Genomic DNA, 12,817 nt, shown 5'->3' with positions numbered 1-12,817 from the left:
TGCCCGGGAACTCGGAGCAATCCTTAGCCCGTTTAAAAATAAATCGAATAAATCCTCCCCGCCGGGTGTTCACTCCGTACCTGATACGATGAGGGCACGACCATGAAGCGTTTTATCTCCACTTTATTACCCGCAGTAGCCACCGCTATTGTGCTCTTCTCCGGCTTCGCGCAGGCCATGGGCGGCAGCAGCGACGAGCCTGTTCCGCCCACGTGTGCGAAAGGGCAAATTTACGATTCAAAAACTAAAACCTGCATGGTGGATAAAGGCGGGATGACTGGCGACAAGGCGCGCACGGATTACGCCTATGCGCTGGCAAAAGCCGGGCGCTATCAGGAAGCGCTGGATATGCTCAACACGCTTAAAAATCCTGATACCGCCGAGGCGCTGAACTATCGCGGTTACGCCACCCGCAAGCTGGGCCGTACCGATGAAGGAATCGGCTATTATTTAAAATCAGTGGCGCTCGATCCTCAGTATCCGAAGGTTCGCGAATATCTCGGGGAAGCGTACATGATCAAAAACCGTCCTGATTTGGCCCGCGAACAGCTTGCGACGATTAAAACGCTGTGCGGCACCGGCTGCGAGGAGTATCGCGATCTGGCGGCGGCGATCGACGGCCATCCTGAATCCTGATCCCGGCCCGCGGAGGCAAAAAATTAACAGCGAAGCGATACGCCGTGAGATCGCGCAATATCTTCCCCGCCTGTGGCGCTACGGCCTGGTGCTGTCCCACCGGCGGGACGTTGCGGATGATTTAGTGCAGGGCCACCTGCGTGCGGGCGCTGGAGCGCGCTGCGCAATTTAAGCCCGGCACCCGCCTGGACCGCTGGCTGTTTTCCATTTTACATTCCGTGTGGCTTAACGAAGTTCGCTCGCAGCTTATCCGTCGGGGCCAGGGGTTTGTGGATGTCGCCGAGCTGAGCGGCGTGGAAAACCACGACGATTCCATCTGGTCAAACGAGATAATGCAGCGGGTGAACCGTTTGCCCGAGGCCCAGCGCGACACGGTATTTTTGGTTTACGTGGAGGAGCTTTCTTACCGCGAGGCCGCAGAAGTGCTGAACGTGCCGGTGGGAACGGTCATGAGCAGGCTTGCCGCCGCGCGGGTGACGCTGGCCCAGGATCGCGTGCTGCAGCCCACTCCGCCGCGGGTAAAAGGAGATAAATCATGACGCTTGCGAAAGGGACGGATGAACTGCTGGTGGCTTGGCTGGATAACGAACTGAGCCCTGCCGAGCGGGCCGAGGTTGAGCTACGCCTGACCCGCGAAAGCGATCTGATCGAGCGCCTGGCCTTTATCGAACGCAGCAATCTGCCTTTTAAAAAGGCATTTGAGCCGCTGCTCGATGCGGCTGCGCGGGAGGATTTGAAAAAACACCTTCGCGCTCCGGCCTCGCCTGGCGTTTCCCGCCGCGGCCTGCTTGCCGCCGCGGTCTGCTTCCTTGCGCTCGGCATCACCGGCGACCGGGTTTTTCTGCATTTCTCCAGGCCTGAGGAAAACTGGCGCAGCCTGGTCGCTCAGTATATGGCGCTCTACACGCCGGAAACCCTGGCCGAAACCCCAACGGCGCAGGCGCTGGCAACGCAGGTCAAAACGACTGGCGATCGGCTCGGCCTGCCGCTTGCGGTTGAGCGTCTGCGCCTGCCGAACGCAGCGTTAAAAAACGCGCGCGTGCTGGCTTATGACGAGCAGCGCATCGCGCAAATCACCTGGCTTGATGCGCGCCATGCCCCGCTGGCGCTGTGCATTACGGCTAACGCGCAGCCGCCTTCGGCTGCGAAAAGCGAGCAGAGGCTGGGAATGAACGTGGTGTACTGGGCGAATAAGACCCACAGCTTTATGGTGATAGGCCATGGTTCGCCGGAAGAGATGAGCAGGATTGCCGTGCAGTTAAAGCAGGAGCTGAGCGGCCAGGTTCAGGGTGGATAAGCGCAAAAACGTTATCCACCCGTAAATGATTTACTGCACCAGCGCCGTCAGCCTGCCGAATACGCCGGCGCCGTCGACGTCGCGTTTGATTTGCACCACGTCTTCAAGCTTATCAATCTCGCTAATCATCTGCTCCAGACGGCGGTCGTCGGCGACCTGCAGCCAGATGCGGCTCTGCTCGCCGCCTGGTAGCGGCAGACACAAAATGCCCTCCACGTTAAAGGCGCGGCGGGCAAACAGGCCGCAAATGTGGGACATCACGCCCGGGTGGTTGCGCACCGTAAGTTCCAGAATAACGGTCAGTTGTTGCATGGCTTACTCTCCAATCATCTCAACGTTGGCAGCGCCTGGCGGCACCATCGGGAATACTTTTTCGCTCGCGTCGATTCTGACGTGGATAAGGCAAGGCCCCGGACGGGAAATCGCCTCCTGGAGCGCCGCCTGCGGGTTTTCCGCCGCGTTCAGATCGCAGGTCGCAAGGCCGAAGCCTTCGGCAATTTTGAGGAAGTTAGTCTGTCCGGAATAGGTCGCGGCAAACACGTTTTGCTCGTAGAACAGCGTTTGCTGCTGATGCACCAGCCCCAGCGCCTGGTTGTTCATCAGGATGATTTTAACGTCCAGATTGTGCTCGGCGGCGGTGGCCATCTCCTGAATATTCATCATGATGCTGCCGTCGCCCGAGAAGCACAGCACTTTACGCTGCGGCTCCGCAAGCGCCGCGCCTACGGCGGCAGGCAGGCCGAAGCCCATGGTTCCCAGCCCGCCGGAGGTCAGCCACTGGCGCGGCCGGTTCAGCGGATAGGCCTGCGCCACCCACATCTGATGCTGGCCTACGTCGGTGGTGATAATGGCTTCGTCATCCACGCACGCGGCGGCGCCGTGAATCAGGCCATACGGCGTCAGCGGGTTATCCTGGCCCGGCATGCTGAAAGGAAATTCCTGCTGCAGGCCGGCCACCTGCTGCAACCATGACCGACGCGGCCGGGCGTCGATTTTTGGCAGCAGCTGTTCCAGCACCTCACCCACGTCGCCGCGAATGGCGACGTGCGCCTGCTTGATTTTCCCAAGCTCGGCCCGGTCGATATCCACGTGAATGATTTTCGCGTGCGGGCAGAACTGCTCGGTTTTACCGATGGCCCGGTCGTCAAAGCGCGCGCCCATAACGATCAGCAGGTCAGCTTCCTGCAGAATATAGTTGGTGCTGCGCGCGCCGTGCATGCCCAGCATGCCCAGCGACAGAGGATGCCGGGCGGGAAGGGTGCCAAGAGCCATCAGCGTCATGGTGGTCGGCAGGTGGGCTTTTTCGGCAAGCTCGCGCGCTTTTTCGTGGGCGTTGATAATGCCGCCGCCCAGATAGAGCACCGGGCGCTGCGCCTGGTTGATCATCTCTGCGGCGTCGGCGATTTGCCGCGCTTCAAATTCAGGCGCCGGTGTGGGTTGAGATACGGCCGGCAGCGCGCTGATTTCGATTTCGGCGGTCTGCACATCTTTCGGGATATCAATCCACACCGGGCCAGGACGGCCGGACTCAGCAATGCGGAACGCGTCGCAGATAACCTGCGGCAGCTCGGTAATATCGCGTACCAGATAGTTGTGTTTGGTGATCGGAATGGAGATGCCGTAGGTATCCACTTCCTGGAACGCATCGCTGCCGATCATCGAGGTCGGCACCTGGCCGGTGATGCACACCAGCGGGATAGAGTCGAGGCGCGCATCGGCAATGGCCGTCACCAGGTTGGTGGCTCCCGGGCCGCTGCAGGCGAGGCATACCGCCGCTTTGCCCTGGGTACGCGCCATGCCCTGCGCCATAAAGCCCGCGCCCTGCTCATGGCGGGCCAGGATATGACGGATGGTTTTACTCTGGCTTAGCGCATTGTACAGCGGCAGGACGGTGCCGCCGGGAATGCCGCTGACGGTGGTAATACCGTGATGCTCAAGCATTTTAACAATCAGCTGCGCGCCGGTAATGCGGCCAGCCTGCGGTGGGTTTTCCGAAATTGCCATGCTCCAGTCCTTCTTGTATGCCGTTTCGCTTTTCGGCCGGGGGACTAAAACAAGAAACCCCGCCCGGTTTGCGCCGGCGGGGTTTTGGAATCGATGCGTTGATTCAGACCCTACGGCGCAATGCCGACGACCACCACCACACGCACGACGACCACCGCGGCTGGTAGCGCGGTAAGTAGTAGGTTAGCGTTGCGGGTAAATGGAGTCATTTGGGTCTCGAATATTAAGTAACGTAAAGTTAACGTGAAAATCATACAAACACACTGCTTCGTTTCGCACAATAGCTTTATGCGTCGGAAATAAAAAACGTGCTTGAGATCACACCTCTTAAACAGCCGTTGCAGCAAACTCCCGCCGTAATTCGTCAACCGGCAGATAGCGGCCGATAATCACCAGCCTTGAAACGCGGGGCTGCTGGGGCTGCCAGGCCGAACCGTAGTCAAAGCCCACCACTTTATGCACGCCCTGCACGATCAGGCGCTGCGGGTTGTCGCTAATCGCCAGTACGCCCTTATAGCGCAGCATGTCGTTGCCAAAACGGGCGATGCAGCTTTCCATAAAAGCGCCGATTTTTTTCAAATCCAGCAGGGCCCGCGTCAAAAACGTGCGCCTGAATGGCATCGTCCCAGGACTGTTTTATCTCTGCTTTGCGGAACGGCTGAAAGCGCGAAGCTTGGCGGCTGTCCGCGCGGATAATATGAAACCCTCCCGCCAGCTCAACGTTATCCGTCAGCTCAAAAGCGTTCAGATCGAGCCAGAGATCCGCCGGGCATTCGCCGTTCACGATCTCGAAGATCTCCGCTTTGCTGTTGATGCGATGAATCCTTGCCAGCGCCAGGGCTTTTGTTTCCTCGTCGACGCGATCGGATTTCGTCAGCAAAATGCGATCGGCAAATCCCATCTGCGAAGCGGCTACGGCGTGTTCATCAAGCTGGCGGGAAATATGTTCGGCATCGGCAAGGGCGATTACCGCGTCCAGCCGCAGCGCCTCACGCAGGCGTTCATCCACAAAAAAGGTCTGAACGATCGGGGCGGGATCCGCAAGGCCCGTGGTCTCCACTATCAGGCGCTCAAACCGCAGCTCCCCTGCGGCGCGTTTATCCAGCATTTCGCTTAGCGCGGCCGTGAATTCCCCGCGCACGCTGCAGCAGACGCAGCCGTTGCTCAGCTCCACGACGCTGATATTTTCCCCGCCGCGCAGCAGCGCGCCATCGATATTCACCGCGCCGAATTCGTTTTCAAGAATGGCGACGGGCTGGCTGTCATTATGCGCGAGGAAATAATTGAGCAAAGTGGTTTTCCCGGAGCCGAGAAAACCGGTTAACAACGTGACGGATACCGCTTCATTCATGACAAAATCCTTATTTAACAGCAGCGAGCGCCGCCTTTACCGCCGTAGCGCGCGTCCTGACGCTCGCGGAAAAACTCTTCGTAGGTCATCGGCGTCTGCTCGGGGTGCGTGAGACGCATATGCTGCACGTAGTTATCATAATCCGGCACGCCGACCATCAGTTTGGCGGCCTGGCCGAGATACTTACCTGCTTTGGCGAGGGTGTCGAACATGGTTTCTCCTGCAAGAGGTGGATGGCGCGTTCATATCCACCCTGTAAAATCCAGGGCGGGTAAGCGCAAAGCGCCTCCCGCCCCTGATGCTAGTGCGCGCTCTTAGCCTGCGCCACGATATCCTCGTAGTTCTCAGGCATCTTCTCATACGGCGTTTCGTTGGCGGTCGGCCTGTCCGCTTTCAGCGCTTTTAGCGCCGTTTTAATCGAGAACAGACCCAGCACCACCACGACCACCATAAAGAAAATGGTCAGCCCGGCGTCCAGACGGTTGTTAAACACCAGCTGCGCAAGCTGCGACTGGGTGTACTGCGCCGGAATGTTGCCGCTGTCGATCATGGCCTGGAACCTGTTGGCGATGGCCAGGAAGCCTACCTTCACATCCGGGCTAAAGGCTTTCTGCCAGCCCGCTGCCAGGGTGCAGATCAGCAGCCAGGCCGTCGGCACCAGCGCCACCCAGGCGTATTTCTGCCGTTTCATTTTGAACAGCACCACCGCACAGAGCATCAGCGCCATGCCCGCCAGCATCTGGTTGGCGATGCCAAACAGCGGCCACAGGGTGTTGATGCCGCCGAGCGGGTCGACCACGCCCTGGTGCAGGAAGTAGCCCCACGCCAGCACGCACAGCGCCGTTGCCAGCAGGTTGGCCGGCAGCGAGTCGGTTCTCTTAAGCCCCGGAGAGATAACGCCCAGCAGATCCTGCAGCATAAAGCGCGCCGCGCGCGTGCCCGCATCCACCGCCGTCAGGATAAACAGCGCCTCGAACAGAATGGCGAAGTGATACCAGAACGAAACGTCCATCAGGCCGCCCAGCGCGCCGTGCAGAATGTAAGCCATGCCAACGGCCAGCGTCGGCGCGCCGCCCGCGCGTGAAATAATGCTCTGTTCGCCCACTTCGTTAGCGATATTGGTTAAGGTTTCCGGGGTGATCTGGAAGCCCCAGCTGCTCACCACGCTTGCAGCGCTCGCCACAACGTCCGTAGCGCCCGCCGGAGCCAGCACCGCCATCGGGCTGTTCATGGCGAAGTACACGCCCGGGTCGATAACGCAGGCCGCGACCAGCGCCATGATCGCCACGAACGATTCCATTAGCATGCCGCCGTAGCCGATAAAGCAGGCCTGGTTTTCGTTAGCCAGCATTTTTGGCGTGGTGCCGGAGGCGATCAGCGCGTGGAAGCCGGAAACCGCGCCGCAGGCGATGGTGATAAACAGGAACGGAAACAGATCGCCGCTCCACACCGGGCCGGTGCCGTCGATAAATTTGGTCAGCGACGGCATTTGCAGCGTGGGACGCATAATCAAAATACCGATGGCCAGCCCGATAATGGTGCCGATTTTCAGGAAGGTTGAGAGGTAGTCGCGCGGGGCAAGCAGCAGCCACACCGGCAATACCGCCGCCACAAAACCGTAGCCCACCAGAATCCAGGTTAGCTGTACGCCGGTATAGTCAAAGTACGGCGCCCAGGTTTCGCTTTGCGCCACCCAGCCGCCGGAAATAATGGCGAAAATCAGGCATACCAGGCCGATAATCGACACCTCGCCGATACGGCCGGGGCGCAGATAACGAATATAAACGCCCATAAACAGCGCCAGCGGAATGGTGAAGGCGACGGTCCAGGTACCCCACGGGCTGTGGGTCAGCGCTTTCACCACGATCATCGCCAGCACGGCGAGGATGATCACCATAATCATAAAACAGGCCACCAGCGCGATGACGCCGGCGGTATTGCCCATCTCTTCTTTCACCAGCTCGCCCAGCGAGCGCCCGTCACGGCGGGTTGAGACGAACAGCACCATAAAGTCCTGTACCGCGCCGGCAAGCACCACGCCCGCCAGCAGCCAGAGCATGCCCGGCAGGTAGCCCATCTGCGCGGCAAGCACCGGGCCGACCAGCGGCCCTGCCCCGGCGATGGCGGCAAAATGGTGACCGAACAGCACTTTTTTATCCGTAGGCACATAGTCCAGCCCGTCGTTATGGCGCACGGCGGGCGTCATACGGGTGGCGTCGACGGTCAGCACGCGTTTCGCGATAAACAGGCCGTAATAGCGATAAGCGATGAGATAGACGCAGACTGAGGCGACCACGATCCACAGGGCGTTGATTTGTTCACCCCGGTTAAGCGCGATATAGCCGAGAGCGAAAGCCCCGATAACCGCGAGCGCCGCCCATATGAGATGTTTCCCTGGGTTATTCATATTTGTTTTCCATTGTCAGGCCAGAAACGTGAAGGTGTTACATTTTGTTTCTAGAACAAAAGGTTGGATTTAACAATATGGAAGCAGCGGAATGCGGTGGTTTGACCAGGTCTTTACATCAGCTTGTTAAGGAGATCACTTTGTCATGTAAAAGTGTGGTAAACGCCGGGCGGCAAATGCAGTGTTTGCACAAAGGCGCCGGGTGGCTTTGAATCTTAGGGTGGATAAGCGCAGGCCGCCCTCCACCGCTAATGTTTAACCCAATACCGCCGTCGTCAAACGGCTGGTGCAGCAGCGTTTGCCGCGGCTATCGAAGATGGCGATTTCCCAGACCTGGGAAGATTTCCCCAGATGAAGCGGTTTGCACACGCCGCGCACCCTGCCGGACGCCACGGCGCGATGATGGCTGGCGTTGATTTCCGTACCCACCACGCACTGCCCCTCCGTGGTCGTCAGGAAGCCGGCCATCGACCCCAGGGTTTCCGCCAGCGCCGCAGACGCGCCGCCGTGCAGCAGCCCGAAGGGCTGATGGGTGCGCTCATCCACCGGCATTTCCGCCTCCAGGCTCTCTTCATCAATGCGCGTAAAGATGATGCCGAGCAGCGCCACCATAGACTTCTCGCCCATGCCGTTTAGCTCATCCAGCGTGAGGCTTCGTTTCCAGATACTCATCTCTTCCCCTAGGCGCCAAGCGTCGCGCCGCCGTCGATCACGATGTCCTGCAGGGTGATGTGGCTGGCGTGCCCGGATGCGAGGAACATAATGGTGCCGGCAATCTCCTGCGGACGGGCGATTTTGCCCAGCGGGATGCCCAGCTTGAACTGCTCCGGGAACCCCTTAATACGCTGCTGTTCCGCATCCGGCGTTTTCCACAGCGTACGCTGCATATCGGTATCGGTGGAGCCAGGGGAGACCAGGTTGCACCGCACGCCGAAAGGCGCAAGTTCCAGCCCAACGGTCAGCGCCAGGCTTTTCAGCGCGGCTTTCGACGCGCCGTAAGCGGACATGCCGGTGCGCGGCGTGTGGGCCGCGTCGGAAGCTACGGTGACCATCGCCCCGCGGCGCTGCGCGCGAAAATGCGGCATGGTGGCCCGGAACATGTTGAACGCGCCGCCCACGTTGACCGCGAAAGTATCCTGCCAGTCCTGCAACGAAAGCGCATCCGTCGCGCCCATGCGCAGAATGCCGGCCGCGTTGACCAGCACGTCCAGCTGCGGCGCGTCGCTCAGTAAACGCTCAGCGACGGCGCTGACCTGTTGTGCATCCGCTACGTTGAGCGTTTCCGTGGCGAACGGATAGACCTCCAGCGGGAAAGCCAGGTCGAAGCCGATAACCGTGGCCCCGGCGGCGCTGAAGGCCAGCGCGGTATGGTAGCCGATGCCTTTGCCCGCGCCCGTCACCCAGACGCGCTGGCCGCTAAAATCCATGCTCATGCCTGCGGCTCCCGTGACAGGAGCGCCCACCAGGCGTCGATAGTCGGATTTTTCGCCAGCATCACGAAATCGATGTCGGCGTGCACTTTGCGCCAGTTCGCCGCCAGCGCCATCATGCGCACGGAATCCAGACCGTAATCAATCAGGTTTTCGTCATCTTCCGGGACGTCGGATTCGTCGAGCAGCGGCAGCACCAGGTTACGCAGCTGTTCTTTGCTCTGCGGGGCGGACGCCGGCAGCAGATCGCGGGTCATCACCACGCGCCCGGAGCGGCCAGCGGTATATTTCAGCGCCATCATGTGCTCTTCGCGGCTGAAGTCGGCCAGCGCGTCGGCCACCATAAACGGCTTGATATCGCGCATAAAGGCATCGGTGGCGGTGGTCATGCAGCCGATATGGGCGTACACGCCGCAGATAATCAGCTGGTTGCGGCCGGTTTCCTTCAGGCTCTGCTCCAGCGGCGAACGGATAAAGGCGCTGTAGCGCCATTTGGTCAGCACGGTGTCGTTTTCATCCGGCGCGAGGGCCGCCACCACCTTCTGGCGCTCGGGATGTTTGTTCAGGCCCGGCCCCCACATGTCGTTTAAGAGCGCGCGGTCTTCATCGCTCTGGTTGTTCGGCTGCGCGGTGTAGTAAACCGGAATGCCGTTCGCTTTACAGTACTGGCGAAGCGCGGCGATATTGTCGATAACCTGCTGGATCATCGGGCAGCTGTCGCCCCAGAAATCGATAAAATATTCCTGCATATCATGGATTAACAGGGCCGCACGCTCGGGTTCGAAGGCCCACTGCACCTTGCTTTCCGGAAGGTCGGCGGCCGTCGGTAAGGAATATGCGTTCAGTTTTGGAATAGCCATAATTTCTCCGTGATTCAGGAAGCCAGCTGTTTTTGGGCAATCATCTGGCGCAAACGTTTTTTGTCCACTTTGCCGACCGGCGTAAGCGGCAGGCTTTCAACAATTTCGATACGATCCGGGAGCTTAAAGTCCGCGATGCCCAGCTCGCGCAGGTAGCGGCGGATCTCCACGGCCCGGAACGGGCGGCTGCCTACGATAAACGCGCAGCTTTTCTCGCCCAGCAGGCTGTCTTCCATCGACACCAGCGCGGCGTGGATAATCTCTTCGTGGCGCAGCAGCAGGTTTTCGATCTCCTCGGCGGCGATCTTCTCCCCGCCGCGGTTAATCTGATCTTTTTCGCGGCCCTGCACGGTGATGTAACCGTCTTCGGCAATGGAGATAAGATCGCCGGAGGCGTAAAACCCGTTGGCGTCAAATGCGCAGGCGTTGTGTTCCGGGCTGCGGTAATAGCCGCGGAAGGTGTACGGGCCGCGGGTCATCAGGCGGCCGACTTCGCCGCACGGCAGCGGGTTGCCGTCTTCGTCGGCGACCCAGACCTCGTCGTCCGGACACATAGGTTTGCCCTGGGTTTTGAAAATGTGCTCATTATCATCATCAAGGCGCGTGTAGTTCACCAACCCTTCCGCCATGCCGAACACCTGCTGCAGCCGGCAGCCGATTTCCGCCGGAATACGCGCCGCCAGCGCCTCGCTCAGGCGTGCGCCGCCAACCTGCAATAAAGTCAGCGATGCCAGCGAACTGTTGCTGCCCCACTCGGCAATCGCCTGCAGCCAAAGGCTTACCGCCGGCGGCACCAGCGCGGTAACGTTTATCTGATGGCGTTCGATAAGCGGGAAGCACAGCGTGGCGCTCGGATCGCTTGCCAGCACCACGCGGCCGCCGGCGTAAAAGACGCCCAGCGCGCCCGGTGAGCTCAAGGCGTAGTTATGGGCGGCGGGAATAGCGCATAAAAAGCGGGTATCTGCATCGAAACGGCAGATTTCTACGCTGCGGCGGATGCTGTAGTAGTAATCGTTATGCGTGCGCGGAATGAGTTTCGGCGTGCCGGTGCTGCCGCCTGATAGCTGGAAAAAGGCCACCTCGTCCGCCGCCGACGAAGCGGCGACAAAGTTATCTTCCGGCTCGTTAATAAAGGCGCTCAGGGAGCGGCCGCGTTCGTTTTCGTTCAGCAATACCGCCATGCGCAGCGAAGGATTCTGGCTGCACAGGGAGTCGAGAAAATCGTCATGCGCGAAAAGATTGTGCTTGCGGTCGGCGATCAGCAGCGCCGGTTCGAGCTGCTTTGCATAGGCCTCCAGCTCGGTGCGCTGGTGGCTGAACAGCGCGTTAACCGGCGCTACGCCGATCTTCAGCAGGGCAAACAGCGTGATGTAGAGCTCCGCCACGTTGCCAAGCTGCACCAGCGCGGTTTCGCCGGTGCGTAGGCCACGGCGCTGCAGCGCGCAGGCCAGCCGGGTCGACGACTGCTCCAGCTCGCTGTAGCTGTAGTGGCGCTCGCCGTCGATCAGCGCAATAGCGTTATTTTTGGCGTGCCGGCTCAGAATATCGGTGAGCGGCAGGTCCGCCCAGTAACCTTTTTCGCGATAGCGTGCGGCCAGATCTTCCGGCCAGCGGGTGAATTCAATCGCCATTTAATTAAGCCCCAATACGTTAAGCATGGTGGAAAGTTTTACCCCGGTTTCGCGCCATTCGGATTCCGGCGACGAGGCGGGCACGATGCCGGCCCCCGGCAAACAGACGAACCTGCCGTTTCGCCACGCGCGCGCAGCGAATGGTCACAACCCACTCGCCGTTGCCTTCCGCATCGCACCAGCCGACAATGCCGCCGAACAGTTCGCGGTCGAACGGCTCAAGCTCGGCAATCAGCCGCCGTGCGGCCTCGTGCGGGAAGCCGCTGAGCGCGGGAGTGGGATGCAGCAGGCAGGCAAGCGAAAGCGCGTTGTCCTGCGGGTCCTTCGCCTCGCCGTCAATGGGCGTGGCAAGGTGCCAGAGCGTTGGCGTGGTAATCAGCTCGGGTTTGTCCGGCAGCGCCAGGTAACGGCTGCGCGGCTGTAATACGTTTTGCATCGCGCTGGTGACCAGGCCGTGTTCATGGCGGTCTTTGGCGGAGTTCATCAGCGCTTCGCCGATCGCTTTGTCCTGCTGAGCGTCTTCTTTATTGCGTCGGGCAGAGCCCGCCAGCGGCAGCGAGCTGAACGCCTCGCCGTTTTTACGCAGCAGCAGCTCAGGGCTTGCCCCCAGCAGCGAACTGCCGTCCGGCAGCGGGACGTGGAAGTTAAAGCTGGCAGGGTTCTGGGCAATCAGGCGGTTTAGCAGCGCAGGGATATCGACGGGCGCGTCGGTTTCGATATCTATCAGGCGCGACAGCACCACTTTATCGATGCCCGGCCCGCCGGTGGCGGCCGCGGCGTGCGCCACCATTGCCATGAACTTATCCTGTTCCGGAATAGCCCGGCGAGCGGTAATGCCCGGCTGCGTCGCCGCCCGGCTTTGGCCAGCTTCCTGCTGACGCTGGGGACGAGAGAACGCCTGCCAGCTTAGCGGAATAAACAGCGCGGACGGCTGGCGGGTATCGAATGGAATGGCGCCGACGACTATCGGCTTTTCTATGCCCTGCTTTGCGGCGCGTTCAAACGCGTCGCGCAGCCGCGTCTGCAGATTTCCCTGCACGTTCGCGCCGTCTTCAGCGGGACAATCCAGACGCATAAAGCAGCCCTGGGTTGAAAAACTGCGGTAAGGAGACATAAAGAAAAAGCTATCCGCGCAAGGGGTTAGCTGCTTTTTCTGTGGCTCCTCGGCCAGTAATGTATCCATGCGTCCTCCGTTAAAAAA

General features: G+C 60.1%; 13 protein-coding genes and 2 pseudogenes. 3 read left to right on the top strand and 12 right to left on the bottom strand.

The genetic code is table 11. The features are described from left to right. The first annotated feature begins 102 nt into the window (after window positions 1-102). The 3 genes and pseudogenes from WLO32_RS05610 (at window position 103) to WLO32_RS05600 (ending at window position 1,933) form a co-directional block, all read left to right on the top strand. Window positions 103-636, top strand: a complete 534-nt coding sequence (locus WLO32_RS05610) for a tetratricopeptide repeat protein (protein ID WP_435947521.1) — start codon at window positions 103-105, stop codon at window positions 634-636. Between the two features lie 88 nt (window positions 637-724). After that, window positions 725-1,175, top strand: a pseudogene (locus tag WLO32_RS05605) (sigma-70 family RNA polymerase sigma factor). Further along, window positions 1,172-1,933: an anti-sigma factor family protein gene (locus WLO32_RS05600; RefSeq protein ID WP_435947519.1), complete on the top strand. Its 762-nt coding sequence runs from the start codon at window positions 1,172-1,174 to the stop codon at window positions 1,931-1,933. Before WLO32_RS05605 ends, WLO32_RS05600 begins: the two are co-directional and overlap by 4 nt. Before the next feature lie 30 nt (window positions 1,934-1,963). On the opposite strand, the gene ilvN is transcribed toward WLO32_RS05600, so the two are convergent. From ilvN to entC, 12 genes and pseudogenes are all read right to left on the bottom strand, one after another. Then, window positions 1,964-2,245 carry an acetolactate synthase small subunit gene (gene ilvN / locus WLO32_RS05595; RefSeq protein WP_435947518.1) on the bottom strand — a complete coding sequence of 94 codons (282 nt, stop codon included), beginning with the start codon at window positions 2,243-2,245 and terminating at the stop codon, window positions 1,964-1,966. A gap of 3 nt (window positions 2,246-2,248) precedes the next feature. Further along, window positions 2,249-3,937: an acetolactate synthase large subunit gene (gene ilvB, locus WLO32_RS05590; protein ID WP_435947517.1), complete on the bottom strand. Its 1,689-nt coding sequence runs from the start codon at window positions 3,935-3,937 to the stop codon at window positions 2,249-2,251. Window positions 3,938-4,047: 110 nt separating this feature from the next. Beyond that, on the bottom strand, window positions 4,048-4,146 hold the full coding sequence (gene ivbL, locus WLO32_RS05585; protein ID WP_435947515.1) for an ilvB operon leader peptide IvbL: 99 nt from the start codon (window positions 4,144-4,146) through the stop codon (window positions 4,048-4,050). Between the two features lie 118 nt (window positions 4,147-4,264). Continuing rightward, a complete protein-coding gene (locus WLO32_RS05580) occupies window positions 4,265-4,495 on the bottom strand; it encodes a GTP-binding protein (RefSeq protein ID WP_435947514.1) in 231 nt (76 codons plus the stop codon). Further along, on the bottom strand, window positions 4,449-5,288 hold the full coding sequence (locus WLO32_RS05575; protein WP_435947512.1) for a CobW family GTP-binding protein: 840 nt from the start codon (window positions 5,286-5,288) through the stop codon (window positions 4,449-4,451). Before WLO32_RS05575 ends, WLO32_RS05580 begins: the two co-directional genes overlap by 47 nt. Window positions 5,289-5,302: 14 nt before the next feature. After that, window positions 5,303-5,500, bottom strand: coding sequence for a YbdD/YjiX family protein (locus WLO32_RS05570; protein WP_121265546.1), 198 nt, complete (start codon window positions 5,498-5,500; stop codon window positions 5,303-5,305). 89 nt (window positions 5,501-5,589) lie between these two features. Next, entirely contained in the window at window positions 5,590-7,695 is a 2,106-nt protein-coding gene (gene cstA, locus WLO32_RS05565; RefSeq protein WP_435947511.1) for a pyruvate/proton symporter CstA, read from the bottom strand. 255 nt (window positions 7,696-7,950) lie between these two features. Further along, window positions 7,951-8,367: a proofreading thioesterase EntH gene (gene entH, locus WLO32_RS05560; protein ID WP_435947510.1), complete on the bottom strand. Its 417-nt coding sequence runs from the start codon at window positions 8,365-8,367 to the stop codon at window positions 7,951-7,953. A gap of 8 nt (window positions 8,368-8,375) precedes the next feature. Next, window positions 8,376-9,128, bottom strand: a complete 753-nt coding sequence (gene dhbA / locus WLO32_RS05555; RefSeq protein ID WP_435947509.1) for a 2,3-dihydro-2,3-dihydroxybenzoate dehydrogenase — start codon at window positions 9,126-9,128, stop codon at window positions 8,376-8,378. Next, window positions 9,125-9,985, bottom strand: a complete 861-nt coding sequence (locus tag WLO32_RS05550; protein ID WP_435947508.1) for an isochorismatase family protein — start codon at window positions 9,983-9,985, stop codon at window positions 9,125-9,127. Before WLO32_RS05550 ends, dhbA begins: the two co-directional genes overlap by 4 nt. Window positions 9,986-9,999: 14 nt before the next feature. Further along, complete coding sequence (locus WLO32_RS05545; RefSeq protein ID WP_435947507.1) at window positions 10,000-11,616, bottom strand: (2,3-dihydroxybenzoyl)adenylate synthase; 1,617 nt, start codon at window positions 11,614-11,616, stop codon at window positions 10,000-10,002. Then, window positions 11,617-12,799 (bottom strand): annotated as a pseudogene (entC, locus tag WLO32_RS05540) (isochorismate synthase EntC). Window positions 12,800-12,817: the final 18 nt, after the last annotated feature.

The sequence above is a fragment of the Dryocola mayonis genome, assembly GCF_051307045.1.
In the GTDB taxonomy this organism is placed as follows: Bacteria; Pseudomonadota; Gammaproteobacteria; order Enterobacterales; family Enterobacteriaceae; genus Dryocola.
Note: the sequence above shows the minus strand (reverse complement) of the source record. Positions and strands in the feature narration are given on the sequence as shown.

Bases quoted from the DNA above. Each gene is read 5' to 3' on its own strand.
- WLO32_RS05600 (WP_435947519.1), top strand. From the start codon at position 1,172: ATGACGCTTGCGAAAGGGACGGATGAACTGCTGGTGGCTTGGCTGGAT.
- WLO32_RS05575 (WP_435947512.1), bottom strand. From the start codon at position 5,288: ATGAATGAAGCGGTATCCGTCACGTTGTTAACCGGTTTTCTCGGCTCC.
- WLO32_RS05610 (WP_435947521.1), top strand. From the start codon at position 103: ATGAAGCGTTTTATCTCCACTTTATTACCCGCAGTAGCCACCGCTATT.
- WLO32_RS05570 (WP_121265546.1), bottom strand. From the start codon at position 5,500: ATGTTCGACACCCTCGCCAAAGCAGGTAAGTATCTCGGCCAGGCCGCC.
- ilvN (WP_435947518.1), bottom strand. From the start codon at position 2,245: ATGCAACAACTGACCGTTATTCTGGAACTTACGGTGCGCAACCACCCG.
- entH (WP_435947510.1), bottom strand. From the start codon at position 8,367: ATGAGTATCTGGAAACGAAGCCTCACGCTGGATGAGCTAAACGGCATG.
- ilvB (WP_435947517.1), bottom strand. From the start codon at position 3,937: ATGGCAATTTCGGAAAACCCACCGCAGGCTGGCCGCATTACCGGCGCG.
- ivbL (WP_435947515.1), bottom strand. From the start codon at position 4,146: ATGACTCCATTTACCCGCAACGCTAACCTACTACTTACCGCGCTACCA.
- WLO32_RS05545 (WP_435947507.1), bottom strand. From the start codon at position 11,616: ATGGCGATTGAATTCACCCGCTGGCCGGAAGATCTGGCCGCACGCTAT.
- WLO32_RS05550 (WP_435947508.1), bottom strand. From the start codon at position 9,985: ATGGCTATTCCAAAACTGAACGCATATTCCTTACCGACGGCCGCCGAC.
- WLO32_RS05580 (WP_435947514.1), bottom strand. From the start codon at position 4,495: ATGGAAAGCTGCATCGCCCGTTTTGGCAACGACATGCTGCGCTATAAG.
- cstA (WP_435947511.1), bottom strand. From the start codon at position 7,695: ATGAATAACCCAGGGAAACATCTCATATGGGCGGCGCTCGCGGTTATC.
- dhbA (WP_435947509.1), bottom strand. From the start codon at position 9,128: ATGAGCATGGATTTTAGCGGCCAGCGCGTCTGGGTGACGGGCGCGGGC.